General features: G+C 26.4%; 23 protein-coding genes. 10 read left to right on the top strand and 13 right to left on the bottom strand.

Translation table 11 applies throughout. The annotated features are described in order from the left end of the window. Nucleotides 1–102 precede the first annotated feature (102 nt). Together AACT_RS09895 and rraA are read right to left on the bottom strand one after the other, a co-directional pair. Nucleotides 103–2,610: a glycosyltransferase family 2 protein gene (locus tag AACT_RS09895; RefSeq protein ID WP_228720579.1), complete on the bottom strand. Its 2,508-nt coding sequence runs from the start codon at nt 2,608–2,610 to the stop codon at nt 103–105. A gap of 139 nt (nt 2,611–2,749) precedes the next feature. Then, nucleotides 2,750–3,232 carry a ribonuclease E activity regulator RraA gene (rraA, locus tag AACT_RS09890; protein ID WP_172126647.1) on the bottom strand — a complete coding sequence of 161 codons (483 nt, stop codon included), beginning with the start codon at nt 3,230–3,232 and terminating at the stop codon, nt 2,750–2,752. A 189-nt stretch (nt 3,233–3,421) separates the two neighbouring features. Here rraA and AACT_RS09885 point away from each other — a divergent pair, with 189 nt between their 5' ends. The 7 genes from AACT_RS09885 to AACT_RS09855 all read left to right on the top strand — a co-directional run bounded on the left by AACT_RS09885 (nt 3,422) and on the right by AACT_RS09855 (nt 7,870). After that, the gene (locus tag AACT_RS09885; RefSeq protein WP_172126646.1) at nt 3,422–4,351 is read left to right on the top strand and encodes a methyltransferase domain-containing protein; all 930 of its coding nucleotides are present in this window, start codon (nt 3,422–3,424) and stop codon (nt 4,349–4,351) included. Nucleotides 4,352–4,417: 66 nt separating this feature from the next. Beyond that, nucleotides 4,418–4,702, top strand: a complete 285-nt coding sequence (locus AACT_RS09880) for a hypothetical protein (protein ID WP_172126645.1) — start codon at nt 4,418–4,420, stop codon at nt 4,700–4,702. A gap of 4 nt (nt 4,703–4,706) precedes the next feature. Then, nucleotides 4,707–5,144 (top strand): disulfide oxidoreductase, encoded by a 438-nt coding sequence (locus AACT_RS09875; RefSeq protein ID WP_172126644.1) that lies wholly within the window; start codon nt 4,707–4,709, stop codon nt 5,142–5,144. Further along, the gene (locus tag AACT_RS09870) at nt 5,145–5,792 is read left to right on the top strand and encodes a DsbA family protein (protein WP_172126643.1); all 648 of its coding nucleotides are present in this window, start codon (nt 5,145–5,147) and stop codon (nt 5,790–5,792) included. Between the two features lie 11 nt (nt 5,793–5,803). Continuing rightward, a complete protein-coding gene (locus tag AACT_RS09865) occupies nt 5,804–6,994 on the top strand; it encodes a hypothetical protein (protein ID WP_172126642.1) in 1,191 nt (396 codons plus the stop codon). A gap of 1 nt (nt 6,995) precedes the next feature. Next, nucleotides 6,996–7,292: a hypothetical protein gene (locus AACT_RS09860; protein WP_172126641.1), complete on the top strand. Its 297-nt coding sequence runs from the start codon at nt 6,996–6,998 to the stop codon at nt 7,290–7,292. Next, nucleotides 7,292–7,870, top strand: coding sequence for a TlpA family protein disulfide reductase (locus tag AACT_RS09855; protein WP_172126640.1), 579 nt, complete (start codon nt 7,292–7,294; stop codon nt 7,868–7,870). The genes AACT_RS09860 and AACT_RS09855 overlap by 1 nt, the downstream gene beginning before the upstream one ends. On the opposite strand, the gene AACT_RS15630 is transcribed toward AACT_RS09855, so the two are convergent. The 7 genes from AACT_RS15630 to pgp3 form a co-directional block, all read right to left on the bottom strand. Beyond that, the gene (locus tag AACT_RS15630; RefSeq protein ID WP_272953543.1) at nt 7,867–7,995 is read right to left on the bottom strand and encodes a hypothetical protein; all 129 of its coding nucleotides are present in this window, start codon (nt 7,993–7,995) and stop codon (nt 7,867–7,869) included. The genes AACT_RS09855 and AACT_RS15630 overlap by 4 nt on opposite strands. 65 nt (nt 7,996–8,060) lie before the next feature. After that, complete coding sequence (locus tag AACT_RS09850; protein ID WP_272953542.1) at nt 8,061–8,498, bottom strand: HAD family hydrolase; 438 nt, start codon at nt 8,496–8,498, stop codon at nt 8,061–8,063. Between the two features lie 228 nt (nt 8,499–8,726). After that, a complete protein-coding gene (locus AACT_RS09845; protein ID WP_172126639.1) occupies nt 8,727–9,290 on the bottom strand; it encodes an LOG family protein in 564 nt (187 codons plus the stop codon). Continuing rightward, entirely contained in the window at nt 9,287–11,773 is a 2,487-nt protein-coding gene (locus tag AACT_RS09840) for an efflux RND transporter permease subunit (RefSeq protein WP_172126638.1), read from the bottom strand. Before AACT_RS09840 ends, AACT_RS09845 begins: the two co-directional genes overlap by 4 nt. After that, nucleotides 11,773–12,372 (bottom strand): Tgt2/MlaC family protein, encoded by a 600-nt coding sequence (locus AACT_RS09835; RefSeq protein WP_228720472.1) that lies wholly within the window; start codon nt 12,370–12,372, stop codon nt 11,773–11,775. Before AACT_RS09835 ends, AACT_RS09840 begins: the two co-directional genes overlap by 1 nt. 5 nt (nt 12,373–12,377) lie before the next feature. After that, complete coding sequence (locus AACT_RS09830) at nt 12,378–13,121, bottom strand: MlaA family lipoprotein (protein WP_172126637.1); 744 nt, start codon at nt 13,119–13,121, stop codon at nt 12,378–12,380. Nucleotides 13,122–13,177: 56 nt separating this feature from the next. Continuing rightward, nucleotides 13,178–14,032, bottom strand: coding sequence for a peptidoglycan metallopeptidase Pgp3 (gene pgp3, locus AACT_RS09825; RefSeq protein WP_172126636.1), 855 nt, complete (start codon nt 14,030–14,032; stop codon nt 13,178–13,180). Nucleotides 14,033–14,139: 107 nt separating this feature from the next. On the opposite strand from pgp3, the gene AACT_RS09820 reads away from it, so the two are divergent. From AACT_RS09820 to AACT_RS09810, 3 genes are all read left to right on the top strand, one after another. Next, nucleotides 14,140–14,850: a YebC/PmpR family DNA-binding transcriptional regulator gene (locus AACT_RS09820; protein WP_172126635.1), complete on the top strand. Its 711-nt coding sequence runs from the start codon at nt 14,140–14,142 to the stop codon at nt 14,848–14,850. 245 nt (nt 14,851–15,095) lie between these two features. Beyond that, the gene (locus AACT_RS09815; RefSeq protein WP_172126634.1) at nt 15,096–15,608 is read left to right on the top strand and encodes a Rab family GTPase; all 513 of its coding nucleotides are present in this window, start codon (nt 15,096–15,098) and stop codon (nt 15,606–15,608) included. After that, on the top strand, nt 15,605–16,849 hold the full coding sequence (locus AACT_RS09810) for a sensor domain-containing diguanylate cyclase (protein WP_172126633.1): 1,245 nt from the start codon (nt 15,605–15,607) through the stop codon (nt 16,847–16,849). Before AACT_RS09815 ends, AACT_RS09810 begins: the two co-directional genes overlap by 4 nt. A 13-nt stretch (nt 16,850–16,862) precedes the next feature. On the opposite strand, the gene AACT_RS09805 is transcribed toward AACT_RS09810, so the two are convergent. The 4 genes from AACT_RS09805 to AACT_RS09790 form a co-directional block, all read right to left on the bottom strand. Next, complete coding sequence (locus AACT_RS09805) at nt 16,863–17,630, bottom strand: M48 family metallopeptidase (RefSeq protein WP_172126632.1); 768 nt, start codon at nt 17,628–17,630, stop codon at nt 16,863–16,865. A 61-nt stretch (nt 17,631–17,691) separates the two neighbouring features. Further along, the gene (locus AACT_RS09800) at nt 17,692–19,809 is read right to left on the bottom strand and encodes an alpha/beta fold hydrolase (RefSeq protein ID WP_172126631.1); all 2,118 of its coding nucleotides are present in this window, start codon (nt 19,807–19,809) and stop codon (nt 17,692–17,694) included. Continuing rightward, nucleotides 19,806–22,166 carry an acyl-CoA dehydrogenase gene (locus AACT_RS09795; RefSeq protein WP_172126630.1) on the bottom strand — a complete coding sequence of 787 codons (2,361 nt, stop codon included), beginning with the start codon at nt 22,164–22,166 and terminating at the stop codon, nt 19,806–19,808. Before AACT_RS09795 ends, AACT_RS09800 begins: the two co-directional genes overlap by 4 nt. Then, nucleotides 22,154–24,259 (bottom strand): 3-hydroxyacyl-CoA dehydrogenase NAD-binding domain-containing protein, encoded by a 2,106-nt coding sequence (locus tag AACT_RS09790; RefSeq protein WP_172126629.1) that lies wholly within the window; start codon nt 24,257–24,259, stop codon nt 22,154–22,156. Before AACT_RS09790 ends, AACT_RS09795 begins: the two co-directional genes overlap by 13 nt.

The raw sequence follows: 24,259 nt of genomic DNA, 5'->3' as shown, positions 1-24,259 counted from the left end.
TTTTTTTGGATGCGTAATATACAGAATAGTTAATAAATAGTAGATTTAAAAAGAGTTATTTTAGAAAAATATTTGAAATTTGTTAGGAAATCAGAAGTCTTATTAAGACTTCTGATTTTTTAAAGATTGTACTTCTAATATTCTCATAATAATTGCTGAGATATAAGGAATACTTTGAATAAATATAGTTGCTGCAAAAACATAAATTTCAGTAATACCTGTATAATTTGTAAATATTAAACCGAAAAATGATATTAACAATAATGTACCTAAAATAGTTTCATATTTAATAGGGTTAGTAGCGGTAGCTGCTTTTTTAGCTTTACCACCTTTATCTGTTCTTTTAAACGGTAAACCATCTTTTACAAAACCATCAAAAACAGCTTTGAAAATAATTAACTGTAAACTCATAGATGCTATAGAACTTAAAATTGTATTTTTAAATGATGTTTTTACTTTGATTCTATATAAAATAAAAGTATGTAAAACATTTACTAAAAATGCTGTAATAATTGGAATTGTTAATGGAATTGTTGGAATTGTAACCCCAACAAATATAATAACAGGAACCCAAATAATATTCATAATAGCCATAACAGGACCTAAAGCATCACTTAACCAAAAGAACCAACCAGCAACAAATTTATTTTTTTGTCTAGATGTTAATTTTGTAGCTGATGGTGTAAATTCTCTCCAGTGTTTTTTAAGAATTTGAATAGCACCATAAGCCCATCTATGACGTTGTGTTTTAAATGCTTCAATAGTATCAGGAAGTAATCCATAACCATATCTTCTATTTGTATAGTGTGCAAGGTAACCAGCTTCAAATAATCTAAGACCTAATTCACTATCTTCAACAATAGTATCAGTTCCCCAACCACCAACTTCCATCATGGCACTTAATCTAACCATTACCATAGTTCCGTGAACAACAATAGCATTTTCTTCATTTCTATCAATCATACCAATATCAAAGAATCCTGCATATTCTGCATTCATAGCAGCCTTTATAATTGATTCATTTCCATCTCTGTGATCTTGAGGAGCTTGAACGATTGCTACTTTTGGATCATCAAATAAAGGAACTAAATCAATTAACCAAGGAGACTCAACAACATAATCTGCATCAATAACAGCAATAATTTCAGCTTTTTTATTTGTATAATCCAGTGCAGCATTTAAAGCACCCGCTTTAAATCCAGTACATGTGATATTCATAAATACAAATTTATCTCCAAGTTCTTGACATAACTTTTCAATTGGCTTCCAGTAATACTCTTCTGAAGTATTATTAATAATTACTAAAACTTCATAGTTAGGGTAATTTAATCTTGATAATGCTTGTAATGTTTCTGCTAATACATGAGGTTGCTCTTTATATGCAGGAACATGAATTGAAACAAATGGAATATTATCTGATCTTAAATCAAGAGGTACTAGTCTTTCTGGTCCAACTCCTAAAGAATTTCTAAATAATTCATTTGCCTTAGCAAGAGTAATAATGATTAATGGAATCATTAAGAATGTTCCCATTCCCCACATAACCCACATACCAAAGTTCATATAGTTTGCAAATGGATAAATAACAGCCATTACAATACCAAATGCCATACCTTGAGCTGTAACAGCATAAGCTAATGCATGATTGATATTCATTTTTTGGTTTCTAAGTCCAAATAATGTTAATAAAGCTCCAATAATAATTGCAGCAATCATTTGGTATAGCCAATATTGATTTAATTCAATATCACCACTTAAATAGAATTTTAATTCTCTATCAGATGTGAAAATTCCCCAATATTGTCCAACATTTCCCTCATCATAACCTTTCCATTGTTGATCAAATGCTTCAACAATATTATAATCCCAACCTTTTTCAGAAGCAAGATTTATAAAACCTCTAATTGCTACAGCTTGATTTTTTAAACTTGGAACGGCGTTATTATTATTATACCCATGACTTGGCCATCCTGTTTCCCCAATATTTATCTTTGTATAAGGAAATAACTTTTCAACAAGAGTATATTTTTCAATAATAAAATCATTGAATCTATCTATAGGCACTTTTTCCCAATAAGGTAAGATGTGAATAGTGATAAAATCTACATGTTTTGCAAGATCTGGAATTCTTTCCCAAACATCCCATGTCTCAGCACAAGTGATTGGTTTATTAGTAAATTCTGCAACAAAATCAATATAAGCGAATAATTCTTCTTCCTCTAAATCAGCTCTAAGAAGAGTCTCATTTCCTACTATAACATTTGCAATATTATCTGGATATTTTTCCAATAATTTTAATGCTCTTTGGATTTCTAAATGATTTTCTTTATGATCACCACTTATCCAAATACCTAAGTCAATAGGTATATCTGTTTTAGAAGTTGCTTCTAGAATTACTTTAGCATCCGCAGTAGAGTAAGTACGAAGTTTAGTTGTAAAATGCGAAAGCATACTTACATCTTCTTCAATTTGTTCAGGTGATAAAACTTTTTTATCGTAACCTTCAAATGGAGAGTATGAAAGAGATTCAACTTTTTCAAATGAAGTTTCAATTAATGACACACGGTTATCCTGTGTAATCCAAAAAAACACTTGGAATAAACCTGCCATGATAAGACCTAAGATAATATATCTCAACGTTAGTTTCCTTTTAAATAATTAGTTGAGTATATTACCATTTTTTCGTTTATTATATTGTTAACTAAATTGAGATACTTCTTCTTAAAAATAGTGAATTTAAAAATAGATGCTACATTAGTTTTGATTTTGTTAGAATAATTCCATCATTATCAGCATAAATATAATCACCTGTATTAAAAGTAAGTCCTTCAAAACTTAGTTCAACATCTCTTTGTCCTTGAGTTTCTTCAAAATTTCTTAATGGACAAGTTCCAATTGCAGCCAAGCCTACATTGATGTTTTTTGTTTCATCTGTATCTCTTACGTAACCATTTAAAATAATTGCTTGCCAATTGTTTTTAAGTGCAAAAGCCATTAACTTATCTCCTACAACTCCAAAAAATTCTTGTGAATTATCTACTACTACGATTCTTCCTTTTCCATCTTCATCTCTTAACATTTCTAATAAAAGCCAATTACTTTTATCTAATTTAACAGTAACAATTTGTCCTGAAAATTGTTTTAATCCGCCATAGTTTGTAAATTTTGAAGATAAAACTTCTATTTTTTTGTCTCTATTGTTATCACATAAGTCTGCTGTTTGAATGTTCATATTAATCCTTTTTTTCCTAAATAAATATTACAGTGACAATAGTATAGAAATAAAATGTAGAAAAAGTGTATAAAATTAAAAATTTATTAAACTTAAATATTAATTTAATTTAATAAGCTATAAAAAACATTGTATATTTTTGAAAAGTATAATATAATCAAAAAAATTGTGTAAAAAATGAGATTATAAATGAAAAAAATTATCAATGAAGAAATGTTTGAAATAATTCAATATTTAGAAAATGAGTTAAAAAATAATAATGAAATATCTATAGAAGTTCTAAATCCAAATGTAAAAGATGATATTTACGCAGGCGAAAAATTAAAAATAGAAAACAATAAGTTTATATATAGATCATATAAATCGTGGAGTGATTTGGCTGAAATCTTATTTTGTAAAATGTTAGTTATTCATTTATATGAGAATACTGTTATATTAAAATTTCAAAAATTAAATAAACTTGATTCTTTTCATAATGATTTAAATGATGAAAAAAACGAGAAATATGGAGAGAATTCAACTTTTTTTAGAATTAATAAAAATGAAGAACCCGTTTTTGTTTATACATATTTAAATGCTTTAAAAAATGTAAAAATTGAAGAAAAAAGAAATATTTTAAATCTAGGTATAAATAAAGCTGATGAATTCGAAGTTATAAAAAAATTAGTAGATGAAAAAATATTAAATGAAATGAATTTAGTAGGGATTGATTATTCTAAAAGTGCAATAGAATATTCAAAAAATAGATTTCCTGATGAAAACTTTACTTTTTACAATCATGATATAAATAGGCTTAATGAATTAGATCTAAAAAAAGCAGATTTATTGATTTCAATAGGAACATTGCAAAGTTCGGGATTAAATTTTAAATTACTATTTATGGATTTAATTCAAAATTATTTAGAAGATAAAGGCTCGATTATTTTAGGTTTTCCAAATTGCAGATGGATTAATGGTGAAATGATTTATGGTGCAAAGGCAGCTAATTATTCATACTCTGAGCAATCTGTTTTATATAAAGATGTTTATTTTTGTAAGAAATATTTACAGCAAAAAAAATATAGGGTTACTTTAACTGGGAAAAATTATCTCTTTTTAACGGCAACCTCAATAAAATAAGTAAAAATGTTTTGTTTATGCTACAATTTTTTGTTACAATTATTTATAAAATAAAAGGAGTATATTATGCCATCAAAGCACATTGAAGTTAAGACGTTTAAGCTAGCTCATTCTACTGATGATACAGTAAGAATTGAACATATTGAAAAACCTTATGGTGAATACAGTAGTCCAGTTGTTAGTATTGCTATTTTTTCCCATGGTAAAACTAAAGTTTCTGAAGTTGAAATTCCTTATGAAAATATTGGTGAATTTTTTAAAGCTCTAAATGAATCAGTTGCTCTATGTGATTCAATTCCAAGAAGTAAAATTCATGATGAATTAAATTCAGATATTGGTGGAGGGGCTTAATTTAATGGGTTCAGACTCACAAAATAGGTCAAATTCTAATTTGACCTATGTCTTTTTTGCTTTTATAGTATCTTTAATAGCCACTCTTGGAAGTCTATTTTTTTCAGAAATCATGCATTTTATTCCTTGTTCTTTATGTTGGTATCAAAGAATATTTATGTATTCATTAGTTCTTATATTTTTGATGAATCTTTTATTTCCTGATGATAAAGTATTTAAATATGCAATATTATTAGTACTTTTTGGATGGATTATATCAATTTATCATAATTTATTAATGTTTGGGATAATCCCAGAAAATCTAGCACCTTGTGTACAAGGCGTACCTTGTTCAACAGCTTATATCAATTGGTTAGGTTTTATTACTATTCCTTTGTTATCTTTTTTTGCATATACTACAATACTAATTTTATTAGTAAAAATGAAAAAGGAATTAAATTAAATGCAGAATAAGAAGTTAGTATTAGGAACACTAGTTGTTTTAGTGTTATTATTTGTAGGGTTTGGTTATTTTTATAAAAATAATGAAAAAAAACAAGAAGAAGTAGCAACATTGAGTAAAAGCTCTTCGTTAGTTAGAGATCACTCAATAAAATTTGGTGATAATAAAAAAAATATTTCAGTAGTTGAGTTTTTAGATCCTGAATGTGAATCATGCGCACTATTTCACCCAATTATGAGAAAAGTTTATAAAGAATATCATGAAGATATTCAATTAGTTGTTAGATATATTCCAAATCACAAAAATTCAAGATTTGCAGTAAAAATTCTTGAAGCATCAAGAGTACAAAATAAATACGAAGAAGTTTTAAGTGTAATATTTGAAAAACAGCCTTTATGGGCAGAACACAATAATGAAAAACCAGAATTATTATGGGAATTTTTAAGTGTAATTCCAGAATTAGATATTAATAAATTAAAAGAAGATTCAAAAGATCCACAAATTGATAAAATTATGGATATTGATACGCAAGATGCAAACCAATTAAATGTTAGGGGAACACCAACTATTTTTGTAAATGAAAAAAGATTAAGTGTTTTATCGCAAAAAGATTTATTTGATTTAGTAGAGGCTGAAATTTATAAATAAAAGGGAGAATGATGTCATTTTTAGAAGAAACTAGTGATTTTTTTACACTTGTAAAAGAGTCAAACTTTGATTTAGGATTAATTTATTCACAAAATCCAAATGGTATTTATGTAGTAGTTTTAATACTATTAGTATTATTGTTAATAGTAGCTTTGTTTATTAGAAGTGCTTTTAAAAAATCAGAGCTTTTAAGGCTTGTGTCAAAAATACAAAATATTTCTGATTTTGATGAGTTTGATAGTAAATTATCAAAAATTGCTTTAGAATTACCAAAAAGAGGAAGTGAGGTTGCAAATAGTTTAAATGCCCTAAAAGGAGGTATCTTAACTTCTCAATTGGCTTTACTAAAAGATTTTAATATAAAAAAGAAAATAAAATCTTATAAGCAAATTTCATCTGTATATTCTTTGATTGCTAATAGTTCAAAAAAATATGCAAATGAAGAATTAACTAAATACTATGAAAATAAATCTCGAATATTATTGGATGAAGATTTAATAAAAGAGATTGAAAATTATTATAAAAATATTAGTTTTAAAGAAAATGACATTAAATATGTAAATAGTATTGTAACTTATGCAAATAGTTTAAAAAATCCTGAGTCAATTTTAACTCCTTTACAAGAGGAGATAAATAGATTTAGTTTTGCTTTTAATTTAAATTTATTTAAATTTGCAAAAGCTTTAACAAAAGAGGAATCAGGGAAAATATTTACTAATTGTAATGATAAAATAGATAGTTTATTTTCAAATAACAATGTAAAAATTTCTGAAGTAATTTTATCTTATATGATTGAAAATGGTGAGAAACAAAAAGTTCATGAGTATATTTCAAATTTAAAGAATCCAAGTTATTTACAAAGTTTATATTATAATTTTTTTGGAAAAGAAGAAAATGATGATATTAATTTAGAATTGGCATTTGTTAAAAATGAAACACAAATAAATGAAAATTATAAAGAATATTTGGATAATAAAATTACCTTTAATTGGAAAGATTTAGGACTTATAAAACATATTTTAAATGCTCCAAGAGTTTTAGAAACTATTGGTCATATAGATTATAGAAATGTACTTGAGAGAATTGAAAAACTAGAAAATGAAGTTGATTACAATGCTAAAGTAGCTGAGATTCTAGAAGTTGCAAGACGAGCTGAAACAATAGCAAAAGAAGCAAAAGCGATAGCAAGAAGCGGTAAATAAAATGGAATATGTATTAGCTTTACTTTTAAGTGCAGGTTTAACTGTAGGTTTTATTTATTTTAAAAAGAATAAAAATATTAGTATAAAATCAGCACCCGTAAAAAAAGAAGAGTTAATTCAAGGTTATAAAGAGGAACTTCTAAATATTTTAGAAGAGAATAAAGATAATAAAGAATTACAATTTCAAGAAAGAATAAAGTTTATAAAAAGAGTAAATTATGAACTTTCTATGAATATATTTTTTGATGAAATTGAAGCTAAGAATTTAATACAAGAATTGTCAGGTTTGGGTAAATAATGAAAAAAAGTTTATTAATAGGTTTAATGGTTACTGGTCTTTTATTTAGTGCTTGTGATACTAAAACAACAATTGACGAAAGTGCAATGGTAAAACCAGGTACACACCAAAATAGTGCACCGGTTGAGTTTGTTTCAGAAAACTTCACACTACTTACAACAGATGAAAAATTTATTACTTTGAAAAGTACAACTCAAGGTTTAGATTTTGAAGAGTATAAGGGTAAAAAAGCAGTTTTAGTTGATGTTTTTGCTACATGGTGTCCACCATGTATTGAAGAACTTCCTATTTTAAAAGAGCTTAGAGAAAAGTATAAAGATGATTTTGAAATAGTTTCTGTTTTATTTGAAAAAGATAAACCAAAACAAGAGATTTTAGATTTTATAAAAGAACATGGAATAGAATATCCTGTTACAGTAGGAGATGAAAATTTTAAATTAGCAAAACAATTAGGTGATGTTAAAAAAATTCCTGAAATGTTTCTATTTACAAAAGAGGGTAGATTTGTGAAAAAGTTTGTTGGTAAAACTTCAAAAGAAAGTTTAGAAGAGTATATAAATTTAGCAATTAAAAACTAATTTAAAATAGTTTCTAGTTGCTCTAAAGTGTCTATAAAATAGTTAGCCTTTGAAAAATCGTGTGTTTTTGTAAATTCATTTTTTACAATTACACACTCTATATTTGCATTAACTGCAGAAATCAATCCCCTTTGTGAATCTTCAACTACAATAGTATCCTTAGCAGATGCTTTTAATAGCTCTAAACCTTTTAAATATGGATCAGGGGATAGGGTTTAGCTCTTTCGTAGTCTTCAACACATAATACAAACTGCATATAGTCACTTATTCCTCTGTTTTTATGAATAAGCTCAAAATCTACTCTTCTTGATGTGGTTACTATTGCCATCTTATATTTTTTTGAAAGATTTTTTAGAACTTTTTTTACATTTGATATTTCTAGATTTTTTGTATGTAAAAACTCTTGGTAATAATTATCCCTTTGAACTCTTTTCTTATCTATAATTTCTGTTGTGATTCCAGCATTTATTGCAAGTTCCCAAGCTGTGCCACCCCTTGCCATTATTTCTTGATATTCATCCCTTTGAAGATTTAAGCCTAATTGTTTCAAAGCTTTTTTATTTGCTTCATAGTACCAATTTTCAGTCTCTCCAACTCCATCATTATCAAATAATATGTATTTCTTCATAAGTAGTTTTTCCTGTAAGTAATTTAAAAAAAAGGAAAGCTAAAAAGCTTTCCTGGTGGACTTTGAATTTTGTATATAGTAGTAGGAGGAAGGTTAATCTAAAATCTTAACATCGCAAAAAATTAAGTTTGTAATTAACTTGTAAGATAATTATAATTTACTACTATTAACTCTTATTAAATAGAAGATTAACAAAAGGTAAATAGCTTAAAGCTTATATTAGCTTTATTATTTCACCCACTTATTTTTTGGTGCTTTGTATGATAAAATTTTACTTATAATTTCATCAATATCATCGCTAATAATAAGCATATCAACAAAACTTTTTCCAATAAAACCTTCTTTTACACAGTTTTCTAAAAAGTCAATGAGTTTATTATAGTAACCATTTATATTGTAAAAAGCAAAGGGTTTTTCGTGGTGTCCTATTTGTGCAGCTGTTAATACAGAAAATGTCTCATCTAGTGTACCATAACCTCCTGGAATTGCTATGAAAGCGTCTGCTAGCTCTTCCATCTTTGCTTTTCGTTCATTCATTGTATCAACTTTGTAAATCTTTGTAATATTCTTATTTTCGATTTCTTTTGTAACTAAGTCATATGTAATTACACCTGTTACCATATTATTATATTTAAGTGACTCATTTGAAATAATTCCCATCAATCCTTGAAGTGAGCCACCATAAACAATATTTAATTTTTTTAAAGCTAATTTCTTGGCTAAAATCCTTGTTGATTCTTCATAAATTATGTCATTCCCAAATGAAGAACCACAATATATTGCTACATTCATTTATTTTTGTCCTTTAGTTTTTCATATGGTTTGAAAATGAGAATTAATCTTGGTAATAACAATAAATTAGCTATTAATACAGTAATCATAGTAATTACAGTTAATAAACCAAAATAGATAGTTGGAATTAGATTTGATAAAACTAAAATAGAGAAGCCCATGATTATCACTAAAGAAGTATAATACATAGCATATCCAATACTTTCATGTGATCTTCTTATTGAATTAACATAATTATGATCTTTTTTAAATTCTTCTTTAAATCTATGTATAAAGTGAATTGTATCATCAACTCCTATTCCTATGGCAATTGCTGCAATTGTAATAGTCATAATATCTAAAGGAATATTTAACCAACCCATTATTCCAAATATTGCTGAAATAGGTATTATATTAGTTGCTATTGCTATTAGAGCTATTTTTAATGATCTAAATAAAATTATAAACATTACAAATAAAATTACAATTACAAATCCCAAAGTCGCAATTTGAGAATTAAATAAAGATTGAAGCATATTGTTATATAAAACCATTAAATTTGATAATTTAACAGTTGTTTCTTTATTTTGAATTACAGTTTTTAAATCATCTCTTATTTTATTTAGTAAATCATTTCTTCTTAAATCTGGATTTGAATCAACTATTCTAATAGTAATTCTAGCTTCGTTTTCATCAATATTAATATATGGAGAAAGTATTAAAGTTTTGTATTTAGCAGGTAACTGATTGTATAATAATGCTAAAGTAATTCCATCTAACTTTTTGCCATTATTTAATGTTTGTCCAATTTTTAATAAAGTTGCTAGTGATTGAACTTTTCCAACTTCTGGAAGACTTTCTAGATAATCGTGAACAGCAGTTATTGTGTCCATTTTATCTTGGCTAAACCAATATTGTTTATCATCTGCATTTTTTGCAAATTCATTTTCAAAATCATCAAATTGATCTTTTACTTCTTCTTTTACTATGGCTTTTGGTTCATCTTTGAATTTGATAACGATATCTAAAGGAGTAGTTCCTCCAAGGTTTTCATCAATTACTTGCATCCCTTTGTATATATCAGTTGATTGTTTAAAATAACTAATAAAACTATTTTCAACTATAAGTTTTAAACTTCCACTTAGAGAAAAGATTAATAATAGAATACTTGTAACAATAATTGTTTTTCCATTATGTTCTACAATATTTGAACATTTTTTTATAAAAGAAAATCTGGTGTTTTCCTGCTCATGCTCATCTTTTTTGTCCATCATTATCAAAATAACTGGAAAAATCAAAAATGATAAAACTAAAGAAATAGCAATCCCAGTACTCATCATAAGTCCTAGATTAATAACAGGTTGGATATTTGATAAAACTAAAGAACCAAATCCTGTGATGGTTGTAATTATTGCAAAAAATGATGGATTGAATTTTGATAAAATAGTGTTTATCACAAGTTTATATTGGCTTGCATTTTTATATTTTACATTTAATTCTCTATATCTTACAATTAAGTGTAAAACTATTGAAATGGTAATAATTAATTGTAAAGCAATGAAATTAGATGATATTACAGTTACTTCCCAGCCAAAAATACCTAAGGTTCCAGCTGTTGCAATAACAGATACTAAACATATAAATAAGGGTATTATAATCCATCTAATATGTCTAAAAATATACCATAAAATAAATACTAAAATTAGAAGTAAAGATGTTCCATAAATAAGTAAATCATTTTTAACATAGCCAACTATATCGCTAGCTATCATATTTACTCCACCTAAAAATATTTTAGCACTTGGTTCATATTTTTTGATAATATTTCTAATATTTTGTATCTCAATAGTTTCATTTTCTCTTTGTCTATCTCTATGTGCTTTAAACTCTAAAATTGTTTCTTCAAGTTTTTTATTATCTTCATCACTTAAGTTGTTTTCTCGTTTTTTAGCCAATAAACTATTTCTTTGTTCAAGTAAATCAAAATATTTTGTATCTTTTTTTAAATTTAAAATTAAAGCAGTAGTTTTAAAATCACTACTTACTAAGGCATTTGAATAAAGGGGCGAATTTAAAAACTCATTCTTTACAAGAGTTTTATCAAATTCTTTTGTCTCAAGTGATTCTACTCCTGAAACTAAATCTGATATTGGACGAACAGGTGATTGAAGCAAGGGAACATTTAAAATTGAAGTTATAGTTTCAATATTTTCAATTTTTAAAAAATCTTCAGAAATGTTTTTTATAGTTTCAAGACTATCTTTTGAAAGTAAATCTGTTTTGGGAGAGAATGTAACAACTAAAAAATCTGTACTATTGTATCTTTCATTAACTTCTCTAAAAAATTTCAAATCTTTATCATCATCAAGTAGTAATGTTTCAGCAGAAGCATCTATCTCAAGTTTTGTAGCATAATAAGCTAAACTTGAGATAAATATCATTAAAGCAATTAAAACAGCACTTGGATACTTTAAAATAAAAGTATCATATATTCTTTTTATCATTATTTACTATTTGATTTTTCTAATAATACAAGCATTTCATCAAAAGATTTTTCTTTTAATAATCCAGCAAATTGTTGTCTATATGTTTGTATGATGCTAACTCCTACTAAATCTACATCATAAATTAGCCATTGCTCAGAATCTTTTGCTTTATTATAGAAATTATAGTTTATTTGATAGTTTCCTTCTTTTCCTACTAATTGTGTTTCTAATTGTAGTCTTGTATTATTATATGGCTTTAAAGCAATAATTTGAACTTTTTGATCATTATAAAGTTCAAGCTTTTCTATATATGATTTTTTTAATTTATTTTCAAATATTTTTGTAAATTCTTTTTGTTTTTGCTCAGATATTGAATTCCATGTCTCTTTTCCAAGAGAAATTCTTGCCATTAATTCATAATCAAAAACTTCATCAATTATTTTAATGATTTCATCGCCTTTTTGAGGGATTGTTAAATTCTTTTTTTCTAAAACCAATAAAACACTATCGATTTTTTTTGTCATTTGTTCTTTTATTTCATTTTGTTTTAGAGCATTTGCATAAGAAAATGTAGCTGCAATTATTAATAAAATTGTAAAAATTTTTTTAAACATCATTTATATTATTCCTCTATTTGTTTTTTTCTTGCTTGCGTATAAATATCTCTTAAAAATGGATATAAATCTAAAGCATCTTTTTTTATTGATTCATATTGTCCTAACTTTAGTGAAGTGGAATTTACGATACTAAAAGTTGTAATTCCCATTTGTTGTAAGAAAGTATCTGGTATTTTATAGTTTAAATCACTGCTTCCTGTAGTACTTAATACACTTACATAAGAATCAGCTCCAATACCAACAATATCTCTTAAATTTGATGGGCCAAGGAAAGGTAATACTACATGAAAACCATCCCCAACTCCATAAAAACCTAAAGTTTGTCCAAAGTCTTCATTATGAGCTTCCCAGCCTAATTCACTTTTTGCAACATCCATGAATCCTGCTAATCCCCAAACTGTATTTATTACAAATCGACCTAATTCTTCTGCTGAATTTTGAAATTTTAGTTGTAATATATTGTTTACAAATCTAACTGGAAACATTAAGTTTTTGAAAAAATTATCAACACTAATTCTTACTGTTTGGGGTACTATATATTCATAACCTCTAGCTGTTGGGTCTAATACATTCATATATATTTTATCGTTAAAATCAGTCATTAATCTATTGTAACCACTTAAAGGATCAAAAACTTCAATTTTGTTTTCATTATACTCTGAATCAAAACTTTTTACAAAATCATCTTGATATTTGTCTTGGGCAAAGCAAAAAATTGTTAAAGCTAGTAATAAAATTATTTTTTTCAAATTTATCCTTTCTTATATGTTACTCATATTATATAAAAAAATTATAAAAAGAATGTTTAATAAGTGTTTTTTAAATTATTTAATACTTGAATTGCTTGTAATGGGTCAACTTGTAGGCCATTTATTCTAAAAGTAAAATGCAAGTGTGGGCCCGTAACTCTTCCAGTACTTCCACTTAGACCTAAAATTTCACCTCTATTTATAAAATCACCAACTTTGAAATTCATTGTATTTAAATGAAAATAACATGAGTAAACGCCTTGTCCATGATCTATCACTATTGAATTTCCTGCATAAAATCTATTTGATGAAATTCGAACTATTCCCGAATTTGAAGCGATAATAGGAGTATTGTCTTTTGCTTGAAAATCTGTTCCTCCATGGTATGATTTAAGCTCTTTATTATAAACTCTTTTTGTTCCAAAATCGCTGGTTATTTTCGAGTTTAAAGGATATATAAAATCATCTTTCCAGTAAATTTCTGCACTTGAACTATTGTAAATTTCCATAGCTTCTTCATACTCTTTTTTTGTTCTTGCAACTCTTTCTTTATTTGGTTTAAAAATTGAAGGTTTTACATTTATTACTTCACTTTTGTATTTTCCATCAATTATTTCTAAATCTAAACCTTTAAATATTTTTTTATTATTTTCTAAATAAGAGAAGATAATTCTATCTTTCCCAAGTTTTTGATAATAAGAAATAGGAAGTAGGGCATAATAGGAATCAGAAATAAAAGGATTTTTATAAAAATTTATATTTTGTTTATCAAAAGTTAATTTTGGCTCGCTTATGTTTTTTCCATTAATTTTTACTAAAACTGTATTTGCATTTTTTACTTTTGAGCTGGACAGATTAAAAGCATTTAAGTTTAAAAATAGGATAAATGAGAGTAATATTATTTTTTTCATCCTTTATATTATCGAATTTTATTTTAGAATAAGTTTTATATTTATAATTATATTATTACAAACTTGCTATAATTCAACAAAAATTTGAAAAACAAATTGGAGTTATAATGGGTAGAGCCTTCGAATATAGAAAAGCGTCAAAAATGAAAAGATGGGGAGCAATGTCAAGAATTTTCCCTAAATTAGCAAAAGCAATTGAAATGGCAGCACGGGCAGGAGTTCCAGATCCTGAAATGAACTCAGCACTTAGAACAGCTATTTTAAATGCAAAAGCTGAAAATATGCCAAAAACAAATATTGATGCTGCTATAAAAAGAGCTAGTGGAAAAGATGCAACAAATTTTTCTGAAGTAAACTTTGAAGGAAAAGGTCCTCATGGAATTTTAATTTTTGTAGAAACTGCAACAGACAATAATACAAGAACAGTTGCAAATGTTAAAATGTATTTCAATAAAAACGGTGGACAAGTTGTACCAACTGGTTCTTTAGAATTTTTCTTTGATAGAAAAGCTATTTTTGAATTTAATAAAACAGCTGATATGGATATTGAAGAATTAGAATTAGAATTAATTGATGCTGGACTTGAAGAAATTGAAGAAGAAGATGGTGTTGTTTTAGCATATGCTAACTATACAGACTTTGGAAATATGAATCAAAAATTTGAAGAGTTAGGAATTGAACTTACAAAAGCAGAGTTAAAAAGAATTCCAAATAATCCTCAAGAGTTTACAGAAGCTCAACAAGAAGAGATTGGTAAATTAATAGAAAAACTTGAAGATGATGAGGATGTTCAAGCGGTTTATACAAATATAGCTTAATTTATAAATTTATTCAATTCTCAATTATGAGAGTTGAATAAAAAATCTCAGAATTTTACAATCCTATCAATTTAACTTAAAAATAAAGTATATACTAGAATTACTTCTAAGAAAAATCCTTATAAATATAACACATTTTTTATCTCATATTTAAAATAATAATAAATAATAAAGTTTTTAATAATAAAATTAGATATAATATACTTTTAGTTTATACATTTTTTATTAAAAAATAAAGGTTTTGGATGTTTACTTATAAAATTGTTTTATTAGGAGATTTTGGAACAGGTAAATCAAGTTTAATAAAACGTTATATTGATAATAATTTTAATGAAGAATATCTAAGCACTATTGGTGTTTCTATTTTAAATAAAGTTATTGATACTTATGTAAATAATAAAACTTACACTTCAAATACTATGATATGGGATATTGAAGGAAAAACAGATTTTAAACCAATTTTAAGTCATTATTTAAATGGAGCAAAAGGTTTTATTATTGTTGCAGATTTAACTAGAAAAAATACAATTAATTTTATTTCTGAACATTTAACTCTTTGTGAAGAAACAATGCCAAACTTACCTATTTGTATTGCTTTAAATAAAAGTGATTTAGAGTATGAGGAAATTGATCTTAAAAGTTTAAAGAAACTTTTTCCTAATATAGTATTTATTACTAAAACTTCGGCAAAAGATAACAGTAATATCGAAGAATTATTTGGTGTTTTAAGTAAAAAAATAGTTGAGCAATTATTATGATTTTATCAGGATTGATTTTACCTATCATTTGCAAGAAATATAATATCTCTTGTATATTATTTTCTGAAGATTTCAAAATTGTTGAGTTTACAGATAATTTAATAGATTTTGTTGATGATTTCAAAACAATAAGTGTAAATTCAGACATAAGAGATTTCTTTTGGGAATTTGTTGGTTTAGAAGAAAAACTAAAAGATTTAAATATCAATAATAAAGATTATTTACATATACCAATGCTTTCAAAAAGAGATATATTTTATGATGTTAATATAGAACTTTGTTATTTCGAAACAAACAAAATTTTTTATATAGCAATGTTCACCAAACAATCAAAACTTACTATGGATTATGTACAAGCAATACAGTTAATAAATCAAGAGAATTTACATTATGAAAATCAAAAAGAAGATATAAAAAACAATGAGATGTATTTTAATCTAATAAATCAGAATTTAATTAGTTTTCATATAAATGAAAAAGGAATAATAACTGAAGCCAATGAAGCTTGTACATCTTTTTTTGGTTTAAACCAAAATGATATGATAGGTTCACATTTCTCCAAATATTTCTTTTCAAGAGAGGTTAATATTTCATCTACACAAGTTAGTAGTATTTTACAAGCAACAAATTTAGATGGCGTTGATATTTTCTTTCATACAGATATTATTCCAATGAAATTTACTTATAATAATAGAGCAGATAATATAATTATTTGTCAAGATATTACATATCTTAAAAAAATTCAATCAGAGCTTGAATATTCTGCTGATCATGATAGTTTAACTGGATTACCAAATCGTTCTATGTTAATAAGGAAAATAGATAATGCTATTTCGAAAAGTAAAGATTCAGAAGAATTTTTTGCCCTATGTTTTATAGATTTAAATAAATTTAAAAAAGTAAATGATGAATATGGTCACCATGTTGGGGATATGTTACTTAAACATCTTGGTGAAGTTTTATCTGATATTATAAGAGATGACGACACACTTGCAAGGATTGGTGGAGATGAATTTGTAATACTTTTTGAACATCTTAAATCATTAGAATATTTAAATTTAACATTAAAAAGAATAGAAGAAATTTCAAAAAAAAATCCACTAAATTATACTGAAGATTTAACAATACCTTTATCTTTTAGTTTGGGAGTGAGTATATATCCAAAAGATGGTGATAATATTGAGGATTTATTAAATTATGCAGATGAGAAAATGTATGAAGATAAAAAAATAAGAGTATAGATTTACTCTTATTTTAGATGTTTGCTTGAGATTGTATTTTTACAATTACTTTTTTAATATCTTCAATTCTAGTACTTGAACTTGGATGTGTTGATAAAAACTCATTTGTTTCTTGTTTTCCCTCACTCATATTTTCCCAAAATTTAAGTGCTTCTTGTAAATTATATCCAGCTTTGTGCATTAAATAAATACCTATTTCATCAGCTTCACTCTCTTGCATTCTTCCATAAGGAAGCATAACTCCCACTTGCGTTCCAATTCCATATGTTTGATTAAATACATTTTGATATTCAGGTGCTCCAACTGCTAAAACAACATTTCCTAATACTTGAATTCCTTGTTGTACTTTTGCAGAACTCATTCTTTCAGCTCCATGTCTAGCAAGTGCATGGGCTATTTCGTGTGAAATTACAGTTGCTAATTGGTCATCATTACGTGCTGCTTTTAAAATACCTGTATAAACTACAACTTTACCCCCTGGTAAACAAAATGCATTTAAAGCTTCATCTTCAACAAGATTAAATTCCCATGTAAAATCACTTCTATCGGCTACTTTTGCAATTCTTTCTCCAATAGCTTTTACTCTATTAGCATCTTTTGTTCCTGTGATAACTTTTGCTTCAGCGAGTGCTTCTTGGTATGATTTCTCACCAAGGGCTAACTCTTCTTCACTTGACATAAATATCATTTGAGATCTATTTGTATAAGGAGTTTTGTGTGTACATCCAATAATAATTATTAAACTTAGCAGTATTAAAACCATATTTTTTATAATTTTCATAGTAATCCTTTAATAAGTTTTATAATTTATTCTATAATAAGTTTTATTACAAAATAGATTATTACTCTCCTTGGCTTATAAAATCTAATATGTCAGTAAAAAGTTCTTTAGTCTTTTCCCCTATGATTATTACATGATTTGAAGCATCAATTATTTTTAAAGATTTATATCTTGATTCTATCTTTTCATATATTTCATGGGCAGAACTTGGATTTACAATTGGGTCGTCTTTTCCTTGAATTATTAAAATAGGTTTTCTTATTTTATGTAAGCTTTTTCTTGTTCTTTTCATTAATAAACTAAGTTGTTCAATAGCATCAATATAGTGTTTATTATAGTTTATTTCTGGATTCTCAGGAAAATTATCCACATACTCTTTTGTGTAATCATTTTCACCAAATACTTTTACTATATCATTCCAAAAGGAAATAGCAGGAACTAATGTTTTTATTCGAAGATCATTTAAATGAAGTGCAGCATTTATACAAACTAATCCTACAAACTCTTTATAATACTTTTTAGTACTTAAAAGAGCTAATAATCCACCCGTTGAAAACCCTACAATATAAATCTTTTTATATTGCAATGAGGCAATTACAATAGCCCGTGAAACAGACTTATACCAATCTTCCCATTTCTTCTCTTTTAGCTCTTCAGGAACTATTCCATGCCCTGCTAGTCTTGGTGTATGTACACTTAGATTATTTTCATTTAAGAAAAGAGCTAATTGTTCTACTTCTTTGGGAGATGAAGAAAACCCATGAATTGCAATAACACAATTTTTTGCTTTATCAATATCAAAATATTTTGTTTTTCCTATCTCTTTTGCTTTTATATTTTCATAATCTTTACTTTTTTCATAGGCAAATTCAAACTCTTCATTTTCTTCATTTTTTAATATATTTACTAATTGGGAATTATTTTCATTTTCATCTTTTGATAATAGTGTTTGTATTATGTTTACAACTTTTTCATTGATTAATATTTCATTTAAAACTACTCTTAAAATATTTTTTAATCTTATGGTATTGTGAGTATGGGAATCTAATAATTTCTCTTTATTTATTAAATATGCATTTTCTTCAATTGTTATGATTTGAGTATTTATTGCTATTTCTAAAATATTATCAAATAGTTTAAATTTTTCATAAGATATTAAATAAATTAAATCTTTGTCAATCTCTTCATCATAAAATAGTTTGGCTTCTTTTATTTTATGAATTACCATATAAATTAATCTTTTAAAATATTCAATATTGATTTCATTTTTTGGATATAAATGAAGTATTAGTGCAAAGACATGATCAAAACTTATAGTTAAAGATTCATAAATATAATTCATAAAATCATGGGTGACTTCATATCTTAATTTAGAGATTACATCTTCTTGTGAAAGATTTTGCTTATATAAGTTTTCAATAATATTTTTAGTACTAATAGGCTTTAATATATGAATTATAATTTTAGAGTTTAATATTAAGTTACTTTCAATCTCTAACTCTTCTTTAAAATTTTCACCCATTTCATCAATAAGCTTTTCAGCCATATCAATTAAAAAGTTTCTTCCATTTCTAATTTTTGTATAGCTTATATTAATAGGAACAATCATTGTTTCATTTTTATTAATATCACTACATTCATTTATAAAAAACTTTTGGCTAAAAGAATCATAATCATCAAGTTTATGATCAAAATATTTTTCTCTAAAGTATTGGGAACTTAAGGCAAAAACTGCTGCTCCTGTATAAACTCTTTGGCAAGCATTGTCAATTTTTACACAAAAGTTATTATCAATTTTACTAATATCTTTTGCTTTTACCATCATCCCTTCTGGAAATATCATCCAGTTTTTACATGAAGTTATTAAATCACCAATAATATGTTCATTTCTATTTGCTTCACTTTTTTTCATAGCTCCTAGATTTTTTAAAAAATCACCAAAATAGGACTTAAAAAGTGAATCATCGGCAATGACACCTACTTTTTTGCCCGTTAGATTATATAAAGTATATGGAATTAGCATAGCTTCTGTTCGAGTAAAATGATTTGCAACAAACATTTTTGGGTTGTCTATAGGAATATTTTCAATTCCTTTTATTTCTATATTTGCATCAAGAATCTTCTCTAGTAAACTTAAAACATAACCATTTATGTTAATTAACAAATCACTTTTTATCATCGTTGAGCCTTATACTCACTTGTTTTAAATGAATCTACACTTATAACTTCTTGTTTTAGTGCGTGGGCTTCTAGCATTTTTTCTATCTCATCTTTTGATAAAAGATTTTTTTCTAAAAGTTCATTTATCATACTTTCTGAATTATCTTTTTGTATAGTATTATTTTTTATAGCTTCTTTTAGAATTTTAAAACTATTTTGTGCTTCTTTATTTAGTTTTACAGCTTTTTGGATTTTTGCCAATCTATCTTCTTTGCTATTTGAAATAAATAAACTTGATGTCATTTGTTTTAGATAATCTTCATTCTCTAAGTTTTTTACAATTTTTGCATTTAAAGAGTCTTTCTCTTTTATAGAGAATGGATTGATTTTTACAAGTGGAAGTAAAAATCCTAAGTAACCAATATTTATAATAATCTCTTCTCTTGCTATTTGAATTTCATTAAAACAATAATTACAAATATAATCCACTAAATCTTCATCTTTTTGGTTTGGATTATTTTCAAACTCCCTTAATGTTGCTGTTATCAAATAACAATTTGATAAAATATCTCCAAATCGTGCACTAATATTTTCTCTTTTTTTAAGACTTGGTCCTAAAATTGCTAAAGCAACATTTGTTAAAAGTGTAAATTCACTTGATACCCATGTAAGTTTTTGTTTATATCTTTGGAAGTGCCCTTTTTGACAATTAATTTGTGCCCTTGTTAAATAATAAGCTAAAGATTTACAAAATGAGTTAAATACTAATCCAATATGTGCAAAAAATGCCCTATCAAAACTTTGTACATTATTGTTTTTTAAAGCATTTATTTGTGTATAAATATATGGATGTGATTTAATTAATCCTTGTCCAAATTGCATTAAATTTCTTGTTAAAATATTTGCACCTTCAACTGTAATTGAAATAGGAATAGCAAAATAAGCATGGGCTAAAAGATTGTTTTCTCCCCTAATAATAGCGCTTCCTCCTAAAACATCCATTGCATCATTTATAATAGTTCTAAATTTCTCAGTGGCGTGGTATTTCATAACAGAATTTATAACTCCTGGTTTTGCACCATTATCAATAGCATCTAAAGTGTAATTTCTTGAAGCATTTAACATATAAGTAAAGGCTGCAATTTTTGCAATTTTTTCTTCTACGCCTTCAAAATGATTAATACTAAGTCCAAATTGCTCTCTTAATTGTGAATATGAGGCTACCACATTAAGTGCCAGTTTACTTCCACCAAGACTTACACTTGGAAGTGAAATTCCTCGTCCAATTGATAAAGATTCAACAAGCATTTGCCAACCTTTTCCAATTCCTTTTTCTTCTCCAATAATATTTTCTAAAGGAATAACCACATCTTTTCCATAAAGTGGTGAGTTTACAAATGGAATACCAAGTGGATCATGTCGTTTTGAGTTATCAATTCCCTTTGTTTTTGCATCAATAACTGCAAAGGTAATACCTAAGTCTTCTTTTTCACCAAGTAAGTGTTCAGGATCTTTTAATACAAAAGCAAGACCTATTAAAGTTGCTATATTTCCAAGGGTAATATATCTTTTTTCAAAATTTAATCTGATTTTTAAATTACCTTTTTTATCTTTAAAAACAACACCATTTGATGAAATAGATGTGGCATCACTTCCTGCATTTGGTTCTGTTAATCCAAAACAAGGTACTTGAATTCCCAGTGCTAAGTCATTTAAATACTTATCTTTTTGAGCTTGAGTTCCATGCTTTAAGATTAATTCAGCAGGCCCAAGTGAATTTGGCACCATTATAGTTATTGCTAAAACTTGAGAACGTGATACTAATTTTTCAATTACTTTTGAGTGTGCAGTTGCAGAAAATCCAAGTCCTCCATACTCTTTTGGAATAATCATTCCAAAGAATTTTTTATCTTTGATAAATTGCCAAACATCAGGTCTGAAATCTCTATCTTGGAAAATTTCCCAATCTGTTGTCATTTCACAAAGTTGCTTTACTTCATTATCTAAAAATGCTTGTTCTTCAGGTGTTAAAACTGTTACTTTTTCAGCTTGAATCTCTTTGAAGTTAACTTGAGCTTTAAAAAAGTTTGCTTCAACCCAGTTTGTTCCAGCTTGTAGTGCTGCTTCTTCTGTTGCTGAGATTTTTGGTAAAAGACCATTTTTATTTATAAAATTTACAATTTTAGATGTAATAAATTTTATTCTAAATGATTGTATTAATAGCACAAGTGCAGCTAGTAAATAAATAGTCCAGAAAATAAACCCTACATCACAAAATGCTAAAGAATAAACTGCAATAAATGCAAAATAACTATATAGTGGAAATGAATAAAATCCAAAAACCAATATAACCAACAATAAAATTAATGCTTCCATAATGCTTCTCCTGTTTCAAAATCTTCATACTCTTCAACTAATTTTACTAATAAATTTGAAGGTGTAAATCTACTTCCAAACTCTTTTTCAAACTTTCTCAAACTTTCTAAGATGTTTTTTAAACCAATCTCATTTGCATAAGATAGTAATCCACCTTTATAAGCTGGAAATCCAGTTCCTGAAATCATTGCAAAATCGATAATTGATGCATCTGTTACTATATTTTCTTCAAGGCATCTTGATGCCTCATTTATCATAATATAAATACATCTTTGAACTATCTCATCGTCTTCGATAATTTTATTATTGTTTTCTAGCATAGACGTAACATGTGAGTTTGGATAAGTATCTCGTCCTGCATATTCATAAAAACCAGCTTTAGTTTTTTCCCCTAAAAGTTTTGCATTGTACATTTTTTCAATAATAGAAGCTATTGGCATTCTGCTTCCATAAGACTCATTTAAAATAGTTGCAACTTTATATCCAATATCAACTCCCACAGTATCAGCAAGGGTAAATGGTCCCATTGGCATTCCAAAATCTTTTATTACATTATCAATTCTTTCTATTTTTGAACCTTGCTCTAAAATAAAAGCAGCTTCATTCATATAAGGAAGTAAAATTCTATTTACAATAAATCCAGCACAATCCCCCACTAAAATAGGTGTTTTTCCACAAGAAATAAGAAGTTCAAATACCTTATTTATAGTTTCTTTTGAAGTGTTTGAATTTGGAATCACTTCCACAAGTGGCATTAAATTTACAGGATTAAAAAAATGAACTCCTAGGAAGTTTTCTTTGTTTTTAACTTCACTTGATAATTTTTCTATTGAAATTGATGATGTATTTGTAGCAATTATTGTATTTTCATTTGCAACATTTTCAATCTCTTTATAAGTTTGTTTTTTTATATTTTCATCTTCAACAATAGCTTCAATAATAAAATCAAAATTTTTAAAACCTATGAAATCTTGGGTATATGAGATTTTATTTAGTTTAAACTCGGCTTGATTTTTTGTCATTTTTCTTGTTTTTACTAAATAATCATAGATTTTTGAAACATCTTTTATTATCTCATTTGCCTGTGAAATATCTCTTATTTTTATTCTAACATCATCTAAATATTTTGAGAATAACCAAATAATTCCTTTTCCCATAACTCCATTTCCAAGAACTATTGCATTTGAGATTGGATTTGAAGTTTTTGTATAGTTTTTATTTAGCTTTTCAAAAAGGAAAAATAGTTTTATCATATTTTTTGACTCTTTTGAAACAGCCAGTTTTGAAAACTCTTTTGCCTCTACTTTTATAGCATCATCAAGCTCTTTATTTATGGTAGCTTTTATTACTTCTAAGGCTTTATAAGGTGCTTTGAAATCTTTATTTACCTTTGCTTCTAAGCCTTTTAATGCCTTACTAAATACTATTTCATTTAATGGTGCATAATTTAAAAAATTAAAATTAGATTTTCTTTTAATTGTTCCATAAATAGCTTTTTTTACAAAACCTTCTAACATAAACTCTTTTTGTGCATCATCAAAAATCATATCAGCAAGACCTATTTTATAAGCTTTTTTTGCATCAATAGTTTTTCCAGTTAATATTAAATCAAGGGCATTTACAAGGCCTATTAATTTAGGAGCTCTAATAGTTCCTGCAAATCCTGGGAAAATTCCTAGTTTTATTTCTGGAAAGGCTAGTTTTGTTTTTTCATTTGTGCTTAAAACTCTATATTTACAAGCAAGGGCAAGTTCAAGACCACCACCCATACAAGCACCATTTATATATGCAATTGTTGGAATTTGAAGGTTTTCGAGCTTATTAAAGATTTCGTGAACTTCCATTAAAGCTTCATAAACCTCTTTTTCATCTTTTAGTTTTTCAATCTCTTTAATATCAGCCCCTGCAATAAAAATATTTTTCTTTGCACTATCTATTACTAAAGCTTTTATGGAAGAGTCGTTTTCAATTGTGTTTAGAATTTCTTTAAACTCTTTTAAAATTTCAAATGATAATTTATTTATTTTTTCATTTTGCAAATCAAATGTAAGTGTTGCTATATTTTGCTTAATCTCTAATGTCATATTACTCAT

This window comes from Arcobacter acticola (genome assembly GCF_013177675.1).
In the GTDB taxonomy this organism is placed as follows: domain Bacteria; phylum Campylobacterota; class Campylobacteria; order Campylobacterales; family Arcobacteraceae; genus Aliarcobacter; species Aliarcobacter acticola.
Note: the sequence above shows the minus strand (reverse complement) of the source record. Positions and strands in the feature narration are given on the sequence as shown.

Bases quoted from the DNA above. Each gene is read 5' to 3' on its own strand.
- AACT_RS09860 (WP_172126641.1), top strand. From the start codon at position 6,996: ATGGAATATGTATTAGCTTTACTTTTAAGTGCAGGTTTAACTGTAGGT.
- AACT_RS09815 (WP_172126634.1), top strand. From the start codon at position 15,096: ATGTTTACTTATAAAATTGTTTTATTAGGAGATTTTGGAACAGGTAAA.
- AACT_RS09895 (WP_228720579.1), bottom strand. From the start codon at position 2,610: ATGGCAGGTTTATTCCAAGTGTTTTTTTGGATTACACAGGATAACCGT.
- AACT_RS09795 (WP_172126630.1), bottom strand. From the start codon at position 22,166: ATGGAAGCATTAATTTTATTGTTGGTTATATTGGTTTTTGGATTTTAT.
- AACT_RS09865 (WP_172126642.1), top strand. From the start codon at position 5,804: ATGTCATTTTTAGAAGAAACTAGTGATTTTTTTACACTTGTAAAAGAG.
- AACT_RS09845 (WP_172126639.1), bottom strand. From the start codon at position 9,290: ATGAATGTAGCAATATATTGTGGTTCTTCATTTGGGAATGACATAATT.
- AACT_RS09855 (WP_172126640.1), top strand. From the start codon at position 7,292: ATGAAAAAAAGTTTATTAATAGGTTTAATGGTTACTGGTCTTTTATTT.
- AACT_RS09840 (WP_172126638.1), bottom strand. From the start codon at position 11,773: ATGATAAAAAGAATATATGATACTTTTATTTTAAAGTATCCAAGTGCT.
- AACT_RS09800 (WP_172126631.1), bottom strand. From the start codon at position 19,809: ATGATAAAAAGTGATTTGTTAATTAACATAAATGGTTATGTTTTAAGT.
- AACT_RS09875 (WP_172126644.1), top strand. From the start codon at position 4,707: ATGGGTTCAGACTCACAAAATAGGTCAAATTCTAATTTGACCTATGTC.
- AACT_RS09850 (WP_272953542.1), bottom strand. From the start codon at position 8,498: ATGAAGAAATACATATTATTTGATAATGATGGAGTTGGAGAGACTGAA.
- AACT_RS09885 (WP_172126646.1), top strand. From the start codon at position 3,422: ATGAAAAAAATTATCAATGAAGAAATGTTTGAAATAATTCAATATTTA.
- pgp3 (WP_172126636.1), bottom strand. From the start codon at position 14,032: ATGAAAAAAATAATATTACTCTCATTTATCCTATTTTTAAACTTAAAT.
- AACT_RS09870 (WP_172126643.1), top strand. From the start codon at position 5,145: ATGCAGAATAAGAAGTTAGTATTAGGAACACTAGTTGTTTTAGTGTTA.
- rraA (WP_172126647.1), bottom strand. From the start codon at position 3,232: ATGAACATTCAAACAGCAGACTTATGTGATAACAATAGAGACAAAAAA.
- AACT_RS09805 (WP_172126632.1), bottom strand. From the start codon at position 17,630: ATGAAAATTATAAAAAATATGGTTTTAATACTGCTAAGTTTAATAATT.
- AACT_RS09820 (WP_172126635.1), top strand. From the start codon at position 14,140: ATGGGTAGAGCCTTCGAATATAGAAAAGCGTCAAAAATGAAAAGATGG.
- AACT_RS09810 (WP_172126633.1), top strand. From the start codon at position 15,605: ATGATTTTATCAGGATTGATTTTACCTATCATTTGCAAGAAATATAAT.
- AACT_RS09835 (WP_228720472.1), bottom strand. From the start codon at position 12,372: ATGATGTTTAAAAAAATTTTTACAATTTTATTAATAATTGCAGCTACA.
- AACT_RS09880 (WP_172126645.1), top strand. From the start codon at position 4,418: ATGCCATCAAAGCACATTGAAGTTAAGACGTTTAAGCTAGCTCATTCT.
- AACT_RS09790 (WP_172126629.1), bottom strand. From the start codon at position 24,259: ATGAGTAATATGACATTAGAGATTAAGCAAAATATAGCAACACTTACA.